Below are 14729 nucleotides of genomic sequence, written 5' to 3' on the forward strand. Positions count from 1 at the left end.
CACGCGTTAACATGGCCACTCTTATTGTCAGCACTATAGACGCTCGAAATGCAGCAAGCTTGCATTAAGGGGTGTCAATCTATCCGGGTTCGCTCTATGTTTTCATCTTGCAACGAAATTTCATAGCGATACAGGATTACATGCGCAAATTCTTGATTGTCGGCTTGGCCTTCATTGGCCTTGCGGGTTGTGCTGGCCGCGAGCCACTAAGCTCTACGCCGGACCTCACCGTAGTGGATGGTGCGAATGAATTGCCGTCTCCTGTAAGGAACGACTTGACGGCACCCGACCGCCCTGCCCTGATCGGACCACTCGACACGATCGAGGTTGAAGTTTTCAATGTGCCGGATCTGACGCGGGAAGTTCAGGTCGATGCAAGCGGGCGAATTTCGATTCCGCTCGCAGGAACGATTTATGCTGGTGGCAAAACGTCACGCGAACTAGCCGCCGACATCGAAAACGGCCTGCGTGGGCGCTACATTCGCGATCCGCAAGTCACCATCAATATAAAAAGTTCCGTCAGTCAGGTTGTCACTGTCGATGGTCAGGTAACCGAACCAGGGCTTTATCCGGTGACAAACCAGATGACACTCCTGCGTGCGATTGCTTCGGCAAAAGGTTTGACCGAATTTGCCCGCGCCGATGACGTAGTGATCCTGAGAACGGTCGAGGGGCAGCGAATGGCCGCGCTTTACAATGTCACGGCCATTCGCAGAGGGGCTTATAAAGATCCCCCGCTGTATGCCAACGACGTGGTTGTTGTAGGCGATTCACCCCAACGCCGGATGTTCCGCGATTTTGTCTCTTTAGCCCCCTTGCTCGCTGCGCCTCTTGTGGCAATTTTGCGTTAAGCTTACAGGCTTTCCCTATGAACTCTTCTTCTCTGCAGGTCGATGGCTCGTCGGCTGAACCGAACGAATCGACCGCCCGACATCCCGGCTTGGCGGGTCAATATGCACCGGAAGGCATCCCGCTGCTTCGGCAATATTTGCGTATTGCGCTGCGCTGGAAATGGGTCATCCTCGGTTCGATTGCTGCGTGTGTATTGCTGGGTGTTATCATCAGCCTATTGATGACGCCGCATTATACCGCCGCGACGACTATCGAAATTTCCAGAGAGTCCGACCAGGTAACTGAATTTAAGGGTGTCGAACGCGATACCGGGGTTGCCGATCAGGAATTCTATCAAACGCAATATGGTTTGCTGCGCGCCCGCACCTTGGCGGAGCGGGTCGCCGCACAGCTTCGCCTGATCGATGACCCCAGCTTCTTTGAAAAGTTCGGCGCCCCTAGCGGGGATCCTGCGTTCGAACTGCGTGACGGACGATACCCGGCGGCCGGTCGGCGAAAGCGGCAAAGAGAAGCGGGCGAATTATTGCTTGATCACCTTAGCGTCGAACCAACGCGATTGTCGCGCTTGGTAGATATTAAATTCACCAGTCCCGACGCCTCGTTCTCCTCTCGCGTTGCCAATGCGTGGGCCGAGAATTTCATCGAGTCGAACCTTGAACGCAAGGTGCAATCAACTTCCTACGGGCGCGAAAAGTTGCAGCAGCAACTCGCAGAATACAAAAGTCGCCTCGATGAATCGCAAAAGCAACTGGTAGGCTATGCGTCGAACCAGCAAATCATCAACCTGCCAGCGGGATCGGGCGGCGACGGAGCGACTACTCAGGAAAGGTCGATTGTCGTCGATAACCTTGCATCACTTAACACTGCTCTGAATCAGGCGACTGCCGATCGCATCGCTGCAGAAGCCCGCTTCCGGCAGGCGGGCGGTAAAGGCGCTTCGCCCGAAGCCCTGGATAATCAGGCCATCAATGGTCTTCGCCAGCGCCGGGCGGAACTTGCCGCCCAATACGAACAAATGATGGTGCAGTTTGAGCCCGGCTATCCGGCAGCACAGTCGCTCAAATCGCAAATCAACGAGTTGGACAGTGCGATTGCCCGCGAAGAAACGCGTGTATCTGGCTCTCTCCAGTCGACCTATCGCGCTGCCCTCCAGCGTGAGCAGACGCTTAAGACGCAAGTCGACCGCCTTAAGTCGGATTATCTGGATCTTAGGCGGCGAAGCATTCAGTATAACATCTATCAGCAAGAGGTGGATACCAACCGGGCACTTTACGACGGGTTGTTACAGCGCTTCAAGGAAATCGGTGTTGCGGGCGGCGTCGGGATAAACAATGTCGCAATAGTTGATCCGGCCGATGTTCCCCAGTTGCCTTCCAGCCCAAACTTGCTGTTGAATATCGCGCTGTCCATCCTTGCCGGCGCGGGCATTGGGATCGCCCTTGCTTTTGCATTGGAGCAACTGGATGAAGCAATCGCGGATCCATCCGAAGTGGAACGCAGGCTGGGCTTGTCCCTCCTGGGTTCTGTGCCGACGGTGGCTGATATGACCCCTCGCGAGGCTTTGCTCGACAGAAAGTCCGATCTTTTCGATGCGTATCTGGCGATTCAGACCAACCTCGGTTTTACAACCGATCATGGTGTTCCACGCTCTTTCGCTGTTACTTCGACACGTCCGGCAGAAGGCAAATCGACCACTGCGCTTTCGTTGGCAACCACACTCACCCGTGCCCATCGCAAGGTCATTCTGGTCGATGGCGATATGCGTTCTCCGTCGATCCACCATCTGGCCGGGATTACTCACGATCGCGGGCTGAGCAATTTCCTGTCGGGTGAAAACGACGTTCCATCGATGGTTTTCGAAATTCCCGAATTGGAATTCAGCGTGATGACGGCCGGGCCGATCCCGCCCAACGCAGCGGAATTGTTGATGGGACCGCGCCTTTCAGAACTGATCGAAAAGCTGCTTAAGAATTACGATCATGTGATAATCGATTCACCACCTGTGATGGGGTTGGCGGATGCTCCGCTTATCGGCAATCAGGTAGAAGGTGTCATCTACGCGGTTGAGTCGCACGGCATCCGTTCAAGCATGGTCAAAACCGCGCTGGCGCGCCTGCAGGCGGCCAATGCCAAAGTGCTCGGCGGAGTACTGACTAAGTTCGAAGCGCGTAAAGCGCATTATGGGTACGGTTACGAATATGGCTATGGCTACGGCCGCGACGAGCGCGAGGTCGAGGCCGCTTGAGAAAGAACCGCCATATTAAGCGATCTAGCCGCGAATGGGCTTTCAGGGGCGGGATAGCGATTGCCGCTGCGATATGCGGCTATATTAGCGTAACATCGACGCTGGCCAACGCCGTGGTAAAAACCGATCCCACGGTCGCTCATTCCCTCAGCCCTTTCAATTGGTCGATTACCGCGGAACTGGCTGCCGCAGAAATGACTGCAAAACCCGATTCCCGGCACGATTCGCGCCCGGCATTATTAGCCCGGGATGCGCTTAGGCATGACCCCACGGCAGTCAGCGCCTTGAACGTTCTGGGGTTGCAAGCACAGCTATCAGGCGACACCCAGAAGGCGAGATCCATATTCGCATATTCGCTCGCTCTATCGCGGCGGAACCTGCAAACTCATTTCTGGGCGATCGAAGATGCGGTTTCGCGCGGCGATATAACCGGCGCTCTTCAACAATACGATATAGCTTTGCGAACCTCTCGCCGGGCGCCCGATGTACTGTTCCCGACTCTCGCCGCTGCAATCGCCGAGCCACGGATTCGCGAAGGGCTGATCGACATTCTGCATACACACCCTGTTTGGGGCGAGCAGTTTATCGGCTTCGTTAGTCAGGGCCAAATCGACCCGATCTCCGCAGAGTTGTTTCTTCGCGCCGCCACGAAATCCGGGCTGGAAGTCCCCGATAGCAATCGGGTGATTTTGGTGAATGAACTGATCCAGCGCCGACAGGCTGATCGTGCATGGCGATACTACACCTCATTTCGCAAAGGTGATCGACACCAGTCTCGCGACCCCGCTTTTAAGGCTGCGATTAAGAGGCCTTCTCTATTCGACTGGGTGCCACATAATTCGGCCGGCATTTCCGCTTCATTACAGTCTGGCAAGCAAGGCGGTGCCGTCGAATTTTCCGTCGCGCCGAGCGTGGGTGGAAAGTTGATCGAACAACGCCAGATGCTCTACCCAGGCATATATCGATTTGAAAGCACGATTGAAGATCTGCAGCAGCCGGAACGGTCTCGCCCATACTGGACTCTGGTCTGCCAAGATGGCCGGGATTTAGGGAAGATTAATGTTCCCAACGCAGAAAAGGGTGCTGTTCGTTTCTCCGGCCAATTTACGGTGCCCGACGGGTGCGTTATGCAAACTCTCACACTGATCGCCCGCCCGTCGGATGAAATTGCCGGGGTCTTCGGACGCGTCAAATTCGCACGTCTGTATAAAGGTGTAGCGGGTGACTGACTCAAGAACGGGAAAGGCATCTCAGCGTCGTCGCCCGGCATATCTTTGCTTGGGTTTGGCGATCGTTTTTCTGGCTGCCCCTACTCCTTCCAATGCCCAATCTGCTGAGCAGGCTGGGCAGACTGCGGAAACAGGGGCGGGCGAAGTGGGCGTCCGACAAAATGCACGCACAAACGCAACGAAGATAGAACCGCAAGCGCGGATAACCAATCGTATCGAAAATCGTCTTGATAGTCGCATTAATAACCGGCTTGATCGCGGTTATGATCGCAATGCCAATGCAACATCTCAGTTTAATCGCGCCGATGCACAATCGCGCAGCTTGGGTCGGCGAAAAGGCCCCACTCAGAACTCGATCAAGCGCCGCCCCATATCCGGCCGACAGACACTCAAAGCCCCTGATTGGCGCAGGGTTGATCCGAAGAACTGACTGACTGGATGACATGCGGGAGGAAATGACCAAAAGCCTAATCAGGATCACAGGGCACCCAATTGCACTAACGGTTAAAATGCCGGAAATGATTGAAATAGAACGGCGTGACCAAACATATCACCTACAGTTGGCGATGGCGGGCAAACCTGCGCCACAACCATACAGCGCAACCGGTGGTCGGCGCCCCTAAGGGCAGCGAACATTCTTCAGCAAAAGATGGACGCATTACCAGCAGGCATCTGACCCGGGTCAACTTCGGTTTTCTGCAATCATGCCCCCAAGGTCGGTCAAAAATGGCAGAGTGTGTTTGCAGTGCATTAATTGCTTGGTCTAAGGTCGCATCCGCACCTATTCGGGACGGCGAACACGACCAGCGGATGCACGGTTGTTTTTAGCCTGTTATGTGAAGGTCGGCATTTATGTCATCGATGCCCCGAAGGCAGAAATGAATAACGGACACCCATTGTACGTTTACAATTTCACTATTAGCAATTGCGAAGAATAACACACCAATGCCTCAACGTATTTTGATCACCGGAACGGCAGGTTTTATTGGCTTTCATCTGGCCAAATTGCTGATATCCGAAGGCTTTCATGTTCATGGCTACGATGGCATGACCGATTATTATGACGTTAATTTAAAACGCAAACGTCATGCCACACTGTTACAGCATCCCAATTTTGCAGCCACAGAAGCCATGTTGGAAGATCAGAAGAGTTTTGATGATGTGGCAGATCGCTTCCGGCCCGATGTCATCGTCCATTTGGCCGCACAGGCCGGTGTCCGCTACAGCCTTGAAAACCCACGCGCCTATCTTGACTCCAACGTAATCGGCACCTTCAATGTAATGGAGGCGGCTCGGCGGCTGGAAGTACAGCACTTGCTGATGGCATCAACCTCTTCTGTATATGGCGCCAATACGGAAATGCCCTTCACTGAGGGGGAAAAGGCGGACACTCAGTTAACGATCTACGCTGCGACGAAGAAAGCAAACGAGAGCATGGCGCATGCCTATGCCCACCTGTGGAATTTGCCGACAACGATGTTCCGGTTTTTTACCGTGTATGGAACATGGGGAAGGCCGGATCTGGCGCTTTATAAATTTGTCGATGCGATTTTGAAGGATCGCCCGATCGATATATATAATAATGGCGATATGTATCGCGACTTTACATACGTGGATGATCTTGTTCGGGGCATCCGATTATTGATCGATGCCGTGCCGCACCGTCCTAATAAACCAGAAGATATTGAACCGGGAGACTCGCTATCCCCGGTCGCACCGTTCAGAATTGTCAATATCGGCAATTCAGACAAGGTACGCCTGCTCGATTTTATCGATGCGATTGAGGAGTGTCTCGGCAAAAAGGCCATCCGCAATTATATGCCGATGCAAATGGGCGATGTCCCCGCCACATGGGCAGACGCGTCGCTATTGCAGCGGCTAACGGGGTTTAAGCCTGAAACGCATTTCAAAGATGGGATCGCTCAATTTGTCGCCTGGTTCCGCGATTACTACAGGATTTGATAGCGATGAATATGTCTGATCGTGTGATTGCCGTAATCGGGCTTGGGTATGTTGGGCTGCCGCTGGCGGTGGAATTCGGGAAACGGCGCCGCGTGATTGGCTTTGACGTTAATCGTACGCGTATCTCCGAATTGCAGGCGGGGCATGATCACACGCTTGAGGTGGAACCGCACGAACTGGCCAGTGCACAGCATCTCGAATTTTCGTGCGACCCGCAGGATCTGGCAGCGGCGAATACGTACATCGTCACCGTGCCAACGCCGATCGACGCACATAATCGCCCGGATCTGACTCCATTACGCAGGGCCTCGGAAATGATCGGCAGCGTACTGAAACGGGGCGATATCGTTATCTACGAATCAACCGTTTATCCAGGAGCGACCGAAGAGGATTGTGCTCCTGTCCTGGAGCAAGCATCAGGGCTAACCTTCAATACAGACTTCTTTTGCGGCTACAGCCCGGAACGGATCAATCCAGGCGACAAAGCGCACCGATTGCCCGATATCGCGAAAGTAACTTCAGGCTCCACAGCGGAGGTCGCGGATATTGTTGATGCCCTTTATGGCAGCATTATCACTGCCGGTACGTATAAGGCGGAATCGATCCGGGTGGCGGAGGCTGCGAAGGTTATCGAAAACACCCAGCGCGATCTCAACATTGCTTTGATGAACGAACTGGCAATTATCTTTAACCGACTGGGCATAGACACAGAAGCGGTATTGAAGGCGGCCGGGACAAAATGGAATTTTCAACCATTTCGCCCCGGTCTGGTTGGCGGCCACTGTATCGGGGTCGATCCCTATTATCTGACACATAAGGCGGAATCGATCGGCTATCACCCTGAAATCATCCTTGCAGGGCGGCGATTGAACGACGGCATGGGCGCCTACGTTGCCAGTGAAATGGTCAAGGCGTTGCTGCAGAAACGCATTCAGGTGAATGGTGCACGAGTTCTGATCATGGGGCTGACATTTAAGGAAAATTGTCCCGATCTTCGCAATACACGCGTAATCGACCTGATCCACGAACTGGAAAAATACAGCATCACTGTCGATGTCCATGATCCTTGGGTCGATGAGGAAGAAGCGCGGCAGGAGTACGGGCTGGATTTGATCGCCGCGCCGAAAAACGATTCGTATGATGGCGTAGTCATCGCCGTCGCCCATGACCAGTTTCGCGCGATCGGCGCCGCCGGGGCTCGAAAATTTTGCAAAGGCAATCACGTACTTGCTGATCTGAAATACGTTTTCGCCGCCGACGAAAGCGATTTGCGGCTGTAACGCTGCGAAACCGGAGTATGCTCCCGATGATGGTGGCGAAGAAGCTTCTTGAGCCGCTGCGGGTGCTGATCGGGCGGTTTATTTCTTCCGCCGGAGCGATTTTGATCACCGTTCTGGCGTTGCGCGAATTTCCCCTAGAGGAATCGGGCAAGTTTCTTCTGGCGTTCACCACCCTAACCGGGGTGGCGATTTTGACGCAATTTGGCCAGAATCTGTCGATCATTCGCGAAAGCGCGGCCCCCGATTTATCGCCAGAGGATGCGGCGGACACGTTTTACAGTGCGGCCGCGGCAGTATTCGTGCCGTGCGTGGTGATCAGCGCGGTTCTGGCCATTTTGTCCGCATTGCAGAAATCGCCAGCCGATCCGGTTCAGCTTTTGTGGATTGCGATCATCCCCTGCGGGCTACAGGGGATCATTTCCTCCTATTTCAAGGGGCGCGGATATGGGGGCTGGGGCGGTTTCTGGGAACAGGGTATTGCAGCAGCATTTGCCTGTATCGCCTTCATGATCCTACCTTTGCAGACTGCCAACCAAGCCTGGCTGATATATAGTGGTTTTTTATGGCTGGCTCTCATCATATCCAGCCTCCATTTAATCAGCCTTCGCCTTCTGGCAAAGCCGCAGCATTGGCGGTCTTACTGGCGGTTCGATACATATATCGATGCGAAGTATCTGGGGCTAATTGCCCTGCTGAGTTATCTTAGCCAGTGGGGCGGGGTATTGCTGGCGAAATTTATGATCGGCGATGCAGGGGTCGCCGTTTTGAACGGTTTGTATCGATTGCTGGCCCCGCTACAATTTGTAATCCTGACGCTGGATTCCTTTCTGGCTCCCAAATTCTCCAAGGCATCTGCGGAGGGAGTGCGAGCATACTTGCGGATCGGCCGGGCGCTGGGCCTGATGGCCGCCATACCTTATGTGGCCGTTGCCCTCTATTTCTCTAAGGAGATACTGAACTATCTGTTTGGAGAAAGCGGCCCTGCGTATGCCTTTGACCTGGCCCTGCTCTTGCTGGCCGTATTGATACAAATGGCGCTGGGGCCAACGGGAATATGCCTGAATATGCGACGGCACGATCAAATTACCTTTGGCATCTTGATATTAAAAACAGGCATTTCCTTTGTCGGCGCCCTTATGATCGTGCCGTTCGCTGGCTTCTCAGGGTTTGTCTATATGTTCACGCTTTCGATAATGGTGCAGGCGATTTTCCAATTTATATACGTTCAAAGGGATATTAGTTTGTCGATTGGAGAAAGGGGGGCGCGCATATGAACTTTCTTCTGGTATTTCTAAGCGCATCTCCGATTTTACTCACTAGCTTGCGACATAAAGACAATTTCAATCGTCTTTTTTCGTTGCTCTCGTTCTGTTTCACCATGGCTTTCTATGGCCTGCCGTTGGCGTACGCTGGTGAGAGCGGAAGAATATCTTATTTAGGTCAAAGCGCCCTATTTCATGAAGCAGACCGCAATGACGCACTCGTCGCTTTGTTCATTTTTTCGTGCGGGTTCTTCTTATGGGATTTGACTATTAAAAATAACCTTAAAGAATCCATAAATCAGTTAGGAAAAAGCAACAGATACGTTACGGCACTATTTATTATTATAAACATAATAACATGCTATTACGTAATCACGAGTGATTATTATACAATATCTAGCGAAATAAGGTCATACGGGTCGGGCGGAAATTATCTAATATCTACAATTATTTTATGTGCCTATTACCTTAATTGCTTCCTATTAATTATTTCACTATCCAGATCTAACTATACGATGGCATTTGTCTGGTTTTCTTTTGCATTGTTCTTGGTTCTAGGTTTTGGCGGAAGATTCCAAGTTATTATCGTCCTCTTGATTCCAATCATGCATTTCGCTCGCCGACCGATCATTCCGATCATTATTGGCATCGCCGGTGCCATAGTGCTTTTCCCTTTATTGCTTGAGGGCAAATCGATTATCGCCACCATCTCAACAGGCGGGAGCGTTTCGGAAGCAGTCAGGATGGCCTATACATCTGGGCTTGACATGGGGGAGGTGCTAAATAACTTTTCCCACCCTCTTATTTCATATTTTTATGCCCCTTCATTAGTCAATGAAATTGGGTACAGATATTTTTGGGATATTCCACAAGGCTTTTTATTTTACCTCAGGCTGTTCGGAATAGATTTCGGGGACTCTCTTACATATTTTAATACAGAGCTAATTCTACGCAAACGCGAATCAATTATTCCGCCGGGTTATTTGGCATTTGGCTATATTCAAGCCAATTATGTTGGCGTATTTATCTCCGGCATCATTTTCAGATTTACCGGGCGTATTGCCGAATTCGTTAAATCACAGATCAAGGGAGAATTGTCATCCGCAGATTTTTATCTTGCGTTTCTTGCCGCAAATACATTTTATATTGGGGAGATTAGAGGATTAGTACTTACATTCATATTCCCTTGCGCCCTCATGTATTTAACAATTAAATTGGAAGAAAAAAAATATTAGCGCTGCCTCAAAATTTGTTCCGAGGAATTGGAAATGCGAATACTGCATATCACCACAAATTTTGAACGATTGGCTGGAGCAGAGCAGGCGCTGATTAATCTGCTCAATTCGGGTCTGGGCGAAGACAATATGGTTGTCTCGCTCCGTTCCTGCGCGCTGGCCAACAAAGTCAGCCTGCCGGATGGCTGTCGAATTGAATCGCTCGGTCTTCCGCATATTTCCATTGCTCAGGCAGCGAGGAAGTTAAAAGCGTTGGCGGCCGAGTTTCAACCCGATGTTCTGATCGGGTGGATGTACCACGGGAATGCTGCGGCCAGCCTGCTGGCGCTTACCAGCCAGCGGGATTGTCCCGTTGTCTGGACAGTCCACCATGCGCTTGACGACCTGAGATCGGAAAGCAGAAGTACAAAACTGGCGATCGCCGGTTCCGCAATATTGTCCAGAATGGCGGACGCGATCGTATATGTCTCGCAACGAGCCTTCGATCAGCATAAGCGGTTGTTCGGCAATCCCAAGCGCAGCGTGATTATCCCAAACGCCATTCAGATCGGGCGTGCGGCGACAGGTGGCCGACATACCGGTGGCCGGACAGTCGGTTTTGCTGCGCGTTACCATCCGACCAAAGATTTCCCGCTTTTCCTCAAAACGGTCCACAATATCCATGCCAGCGATCCGACTGTTCGGTTCGTCGCTTGTGGCGAAGGAGCATCCGGCGACAATCCGCAACTGGCCCGCCTGATGGAAAACGAAGGGGTCGCGCCGGGTGAGATCGAATGGCTGGGGCCGCAACGCGATATGGCATCTTTTTACAATAACCTTGACCTATTTGTGATGACATCGCGTTCAGAGGGTTTCGGGATGGTGCTGGCGGAAGCATTAAGCCACGGCGTTCCCTGTGTTTCAACCGATGTCGGTGCTGCAAATGAGATCATCGCGGAATTTGGAAGGGTCGTTCCCGTTGGCGATGCCATTGCGATGTCCGATGCGGTCCGGGAGGTTTTGAATCGCCCGACTTCTGAGCGCGTCGTTCAATCGCAATCGGCCGCAGAACATATCGCCACCAATTTCAGCGCGGAGGCCGTCAAGCGACGTTTCAAAGCCGTTCTGGATCAGCTCTGAACTTATATCGAAGGCGTATTCATCAATGATGCCCCGGCATATTGCCTTGTTCGTTTCTTATGCCCCGTCCCTACTGAATTTTCGGGGGCCGTTGATCCGCGCGATGCGCGATCGGGGGATTACTGTATCTGCGCTAGCCCCGGATTTTGATGAAGAAACAATCGCAGGATTGAACGCACTGGGCGTTGCCTGTCATCAGATCCCGCTTTCGCGGCGTGGTGTTAATCCAACTGAAGATCTGAAAACGCTGCGGCATCTGACACGGGTTTTGCGCGACATACGGCCCGATCTGCTTTTGACCTATACGATCAAGCCCAATATCTGGGGCGCCTTTGCCGCACGGCGCGCCAAGATCCCGTCTATCGCCAATATCACCGGGCTGGGATATAGTTTTTCTGCCGAAGGAGGCTCTCTCGCCTCGCGCATCATCCGATTTCTGGGGCGCAAGCTGTATGCAAAATCGGTGCAGATCAACGCCAGAGTGATTTTTCAGAACGCTGATGACCGGAATGATTTTATAGCTGCCGGTTGTCTGAGAGATGCCGCGAAGGCGCGGCTGGTCAACGGTTCGGGTGTCGATATAGTACATTACGCCCGCACAGCCTTGCCCGCAGCCCCGGTATTTCTGATGATTTCCCGCTTACTGGGCGACAAGGGTGTGCGCGAATATGCGGAGGCCTCTTTGAAACTGATGGCCGCTCATCCCGCGGTTTCTTGCCGCCTAGTGGGGTTTATGGATGACGGGCTGGATGCAGTAACAAAGGACGAGGTGGAGCGGTGGGTCGCAGGCGGGCTTGAATATCGTGGCCCACGAAAGGATGTGCGCCCGGAAATAGCAGAGTCCAGCGTATATGTTTTGCCGTCCTATCGCGAGGGAACGCCGCGCTCTGTCCTTGAGGCGATGGCGATGGGGCGGGCCGTGTTGACAACGGACGCACCCGGATGCCGCGAGACAGTAGAGGACGGCGTCACCGGCTATCTGGTGAAGCCCAAAGATGTCGAAAGCCTCTTTATCCGTATGGAAGAGCTGGCCCAATCGGCAGACTTGCGGCGAGACATGGGTGAAGCGGGATACGATCTTGTGCGCCGCAAATTTGATGTGGACGCTGTAAACCAACAGATTTTTGATCACATTAATGAGGCGATGGAAGAGACTTCATAAGCCGTATTGCGCGCCTCAGGCACCGGACATTCGGCATGCTCGGGCACAAGTGTTGGCCCGATTGATGGCGGTGCGGACTGCCACCCATTTGCGATAACGTTGGGGGTATGGCGGTATCGGCCAGCAAACGATTGCATGCCAATCCACCCTGATGGGCGGCCTGATTTACAGCGAGGTTCCCGGTTGATTAGCCTTTTCCCGATATGCAGGTTTCAGGCTTGCCGCCTTACTGATACTGAGCGGCCTCCTTTTCGATCGGACTCTCGCTCCACAGGTATTGCCACATTATGAAGCGTCTGCTTGATTTGTTGATCGCCCTAATGGCGAGTTTGGTTTTGCTGCCAATCATCGCCATAGTCGCTCTGGCCATCCGCATCTCGCTGGGGGGCCCGGTCTTCTTCAGACAGGAACGCCCTGGGCTGAATGGTACACCATTCATGATGGTGAAATTTCGGACGATGTCGAACGCACTTGGTCCTGACGGCGCCCCCTTGCCCGATGCCGAGCGCCTGACCCCGTTTGGCCGATTTCTCCGCTCGACAAGTCTGGATGAGCTTCCAGAGCTGTGGAACGTTATCGTTGGCGATATGAGTCTGGTCGGTCCCAGGCCATTGCTGATGAGCTACCTGCCCCTTTACTCTCCCGAACAAGCCCGGCGGCACGAAGTGCGACCCGGCATTACCGGATGGGCGCAGATAAACGGTCGCAATTCACTGAGTTGGAACGACAAGTTTGCTCTCGACATATGGTATGTCGACAATCGCAGCATTGTCCTCGACATTAAGATTCTGTTTCTAACTTTGCGAAAAGTCATCGCGCGAGACGGAATAAGCGCTGATGGCGAGGCGACGATGCCTCCTTTCGAGGGGGCTCCAGACCGCAAAACTGCCGGCTCGCCTGATCACACCTATCCTGACAGATAACAATGCGCTTATGCCATCGCCATGCGGCCTGTGCGTGACGCGATCATGGGAAACTTCATTTGCATGGATCGCGTCGGTGGCGCAAATGGCCATAATTATCAGTTTACAAAAGCAGGCCTAGATTGTTTTGGTGATTTTGACACACTGCCATTCGGATGACACACCGACGCAGTATCGGATTCAGTTCCCAATTTGTAAGCCTCGCACAAAAACTCAAACTAACTTAATATCTTACTGAAAAGAGCCACGATGCTAAACGCAAATGTATCCCCTTGGCCGAGCTTTACCTCAGAGGAGATAAGTGCAGTCGTTTCTGTGCTTCAATCAAACAGAGTTAATTACTGGACCGGAAGCGAGGGCCGTTCCTTTGAAAGCGAATTTGCCGCTTGGGTCGGCGTCGATCATGCGATTGCGCTAACCAATGGAACGGTCGCGCTGGACCTTGCGCTGCATGGCCTGGGCATAGGTGCCGCCAATGGTGGAAGCTCAGACGATGAGGTAATCGTAACCCCACGTACCTTCATCGCATCTGTCAGCAGCGTCATCAATGCGGGTGCGAAACCTGTGTTTGCCGATGTCGTTTCGCACAGCGGGAACATCTCGGTCGAGACGATAGCGGCAGTCACTACAGAACGGACGCGCGGAATTGTCGTAGTTCATCTTGCGGGCTGGCCTGCGGATATGGACCCGATAATGGAGTTTGCTGAATGCAAGAACATAAAGGTCATCGAGGACTGTGCTCAGGCACATGGCGCCCGATATAAGGGGCGCAGCGTCGGATCAATCGGCCATGTCGGGGCGTGGTCGTTTTGTCAGGATAAGATCATGACTACCGGCGGTGAAGGCGGAATGGTGACCACCAACGACCGTGAATGCTGGTCTCGTATGTGGTCGTTCAAAGATCACGGGAAGAGCTGGGATGCAGTTTACAACCGGCAACACCCGCCTGGCTTTCGATGGCTGCACGAAACAATCGGCACCAATTGGCGGATGATAGAAATGCAGGCGGCCATCGGCCGCGTTCAATTGCGGCATATGGCCGAAACGACTGAGCGCCGCAACGCGATTGCCTCCCGCTTATATAGCGTGCTCGCCGCCTATCCCAAGATAGTCCAGACTCCCTTGCCTGCAGACGATATAGTCCATGCCTATTATCGGCTTTATGCGTACGTCCACCCGACCGGCCTCAAAAATGGTTGGACTCGTGATCGGATCGTCGCTGAAGTGGTACAGCGGGGCGCTCCGTTATTTCAGGGAACTTGTTCCGAAGTTTATCTGGAAAAGGCATTCGACAATACGCCTTTTCGCCCTGCAAGCCGTCTTCCCAGAGCGCGCGAACTTGGCGAAACCAGCCTTATGTTCCTTACGCACCCGACACTGACCGATGCTGAATTAGATCGCATTTGCAATGTCATAACATCTGTGCTTGATGAAGCGGGAGCATGATGATCCGATTTGAT

The 14729-nt window shown here is 52.9% G+C and carries 12 protein-coding genes; all 12 read left to right on the forward strand.

Annotated features, from left to right (window positions below; all coding sequences use genetic code 11):
• Positions 1–71 precede the first annotated feature (71 nt).
• The 12 genes from CV013_RS07655 (at position 72) to CV013_RS07710 (ending at position 14715) form a co-directional block, all read left to right on the forward strand.
• Positions 72–851 (forward strand): polysaccharide biosynthesis/export family protein, encoded by a 780-nt coding sequence (locus tag CV013_RS07655; protein WP_232806569.1) that lies wholly within the window; start codon positions 72–74, stop codon positions 849–851.
• Between the two features lie 17 nt (positions 852–868).
• The gene (locus CV013_RS07660) at positions 869–3097 is read left to right on the forward strand and encodes a GumC family protein (RefSeq protein ID WP_102154697.1); all 2229 of its coding nucleotides are present in this window, start codon (positions 869–871) and stop codon (positions 3095–3097) included.
• Positions 3094–4326 carry a tetratricopeptide repeat protein gene (locus CV013_RS07665; protein ID WP_102154698.1) on the forward strand — a complete coding sequence of 411 codons (1233 nt, stop codon included), beginning with the start codon at positions 3094–3096 and terminating at the stop codon, positions 4324–4326. Before CV013_RS07660 ends, CV013_RS07665 begins: the two co-directional genes overlap by 4 nt.
• Complete coding sequence (locus CV013_RS07670) at positions 4319–4756, forward strand: hypothetical protein (protein WP_223805164.1); 438 nt, start codon at positions 4319–4321, stop codon at positions 4754–4756. Before CV013_RS07665 ends, CV013_RS07670 begins: the two co-directional genes overlap by 8 nt.
• A 515-nt stretch (positions 4757–5271) precedes the next feature.
• Positions 5272–6288 carry an NAD-dependent epimerase/dehydratase family protein gene (locus CV013_RS07675; RefSeq protein ID WP_102154700.1) on the forward strand — a complete coding sequence of 339 codons (1017 nt, stop codon included), beginning with the start codon at positions 5272–5274 and terminating at the stop codon, positions 6286–6288.
• A 5-nt stretch (positions 6289–6293) separates the two neighbouring features.
• Complete coding sequence (tviB, locus tag CV013_RS07680) at positions 6294–7568, forward strand: Vi polysaccharide biosynthesis UDP-N-acetylglucosamine C-6 dehydrogenase TviB (protein ID WP_102154701.1); 1275 nt, start codon at positions 6294–6296, stop codon at positions 7566–7568.
• A gap of 26 nt (positions 7569–7594) precedes the next feature.
• Positions 7595–8842 carry a lipopolysaccharide biosynthesis protein gene (locus tag CV013_RS07685; protein WP_123639892.1) on the forward strand — a complete coding sequence of 416 codons (1248 nt, stop codon included), beginning with the start codon at positions 7595–7597 and terminating at the stop codon, positions 8840–8842.
• Positions 8843–9345: 503 nt separating this feature from the next.
• Complete coding sequence (locus CV013_RS15540; protein ID WP_123639893.1) at positions 9346–10065, forward strand: hypothetical protein; 720 nt, start codon at positions 9346–9348, stop codon at positions 10063–10065.
• Positions 10066–10098: 33 nt separating this feature from the next.
• Positions 10099–11184 carry a glycosyltransferase gene (locus CV013_RS07695; RefSeq protein WP_102154704.1) on the forward strand — a complete coding sequence of 362 codons (1086 nt, stop codon included), beginning with the start codon at positions 10099–10101 and terminating at the stop codon, positions 11182–11184.
• A gap of 25 nt (positions 11185–11209) precedes the next feature.
• Positions 11210–12346 (forward strand): glycosyltransferase family 4 protein, encoded by a 1137-nt coding sequence (locus CV013_RS07700; RefSeq protein ID WP_223805165.1) that lies wholly within the window; start codon positions 11210–11212, stop codon positions 12344–12346.
• 287 nt (positions 12347–12633) lie between these two features.
• Positions 12634–13269, forward strand: coding sequence for a sugar transferase (locus tag CV013_RS07705; RefSeq protein ID WP_102154705.1), 636 nt, complete (start codon positions 12634–12636; stop codon positions 13267–13269).
• Between the two features lie 249 nt (positions 13270–13518).
• Entirely contained in the window at positions 13519–14715 is a 1197-nt protein-coding gene (locus CV013_RS07710; RefSeq protein ID WP_102154706.1) for a DegT/DnrJ/EryC1/StrS family aminotransferase, read from the forward strand.
• The last annotated feature ends 14 nt before the right edge of the window (positions 14716–14729 follow it).

This window comes from Tsuneonella flava (genome assembly GCF_002870965.1).
In the GTDB taxonomy this organism is placed as follows: domain Bacteria; phylum Pseudomonadota; class Alphaproteobacteria; order Sphingomonadales; family Sphingomonadaceae; genus Tsuneonella; species Tsuneonella flava.